This window comes from Sphingobium sp. AS12 (genome assembly GCF_019097845.1).
Lineage (GTDB): Bacteria > Pseudomonadota > Alphaproteobacteria > Sphingomonadales > Sphingomonadaceae > Sphingobium.
Window position 1 is genome coordinate 1 of record NZ_JAHRGM010000096.1, and the last position, 1,189, is coordinate 1,189.

The 1,189-nt window shown below is 60.4% G+C and carries 1 protein-coding gene; it reads left to right on the forward strand.

From position 1 onward, the window contains the following. Positions 1-118: 118 nt before the first annotated feature. Positions 119-1,138 carry a recombinase family protein gene (locus KRZ98_RS23875; RefSeq protein ID WP_254798832.1) on the forward strand — a complete coding sequence of 340 codons (1,020 nt, stop codon included), beginning with the start codon at positions 119-121 and terminating at the stop codon, positions 1,136-1,138. Positions 1,139-1,189: the final 51 nt, after the last annotated feature.

Genomic DNA, 1,189 nt, shown 5'->3' on the forward strand with positions numbered 1-1,189 from the left:
GCGGCCGCCCGCCAGCAAAGGAAAAGCCCGATCTCCATCACGGCTGATCACCGACACAAACCCTCCCGCCAAACTAGGGAATTTTAGATGCCCACTTTTGCGGAATCTTCGGTGCCCGTTGACAAGCGTCGGCCAGATCCGCCATCACCAGGAAAGCACGGCGCTTCAGTATCGGCTTGTCGACCGCGCGCTTGGCCTTGGCTGGCCGCGCGAACGGGTCGAGATCATCGACGATGATCTGGGGAAATCCGGTGCGGAGGCTCAGCACCGATACGGCTTCCAACGCCTAATCGCTGAAGTTGGCTTGGGTCACGCCGGTCTCGTTCTGAGCTACGACGCGTCGCGCCTCGCACGCAACAACAGTGACTGGCATCAACTGCTTCAGCTCTGCTCGATGTTCAGCGTTCTCATCGCCGACAGCGAACGAATATATGATCCCGGACTTTACCATGATCGGCTTTTGTTGGGTCTCTCGGGGATCATGAGCGAGGCTGAGCTGCATCAGATCCGCATGCGCCTGCACACGGGGGAACGGCAGAAGGCGGCGCGCGGCGAACTGCGTATCCCGCTTCCGGCAGGGCTGATCTACGCGCCCACCGGAGGGATCATGCTCAATCCCGACGCCCAGGTTCAGGAGCGCATCAGACTTGTGTTCGACAGCTTCATGCGCCTGGGAAGCGCAAAGGCGGCAGTGCGCTATCTGCGCCAGGCCGATCTTGCCCTGCCGGTCAGGCCGTTGAAGGGACCGGCGCCACACGAAATAGCCTGGCGCGATGCAACCGATGCGCGTGTGCGCAATATCCTGAAAAACCCTGTCTATGCGGGAGCCTATGTCTACGGACGCCGGTGTGCTGCGCCCGAAAAGCGAAGCGAGGGCGGCAAGAACCCGACGCGCGCCGTTCCGCGCGAACAATGGGAAGTCTGCATCCAGAATGCTCATCCAGCGTATATCAGTTGGGAGACGCATATGGCGATCAGCGACAAGCTCACGGACAATGTCGGCAACTTCAAAGCCGGGCATCGTGGCATGCCTCGGAAGGGAAAGGCGCTGCTGCAGGGTATTGAAGCGCCCCGGGTTTTCAGGAGGCAGTTTTCATTTGGCTATGCAGCCATATCGAGGTTCTCGAGGGCTGCATAGTAATTGTCTTCGGCCTCAGCGGGCGGGATGTGCCCGATAGGGCCGAAGAGC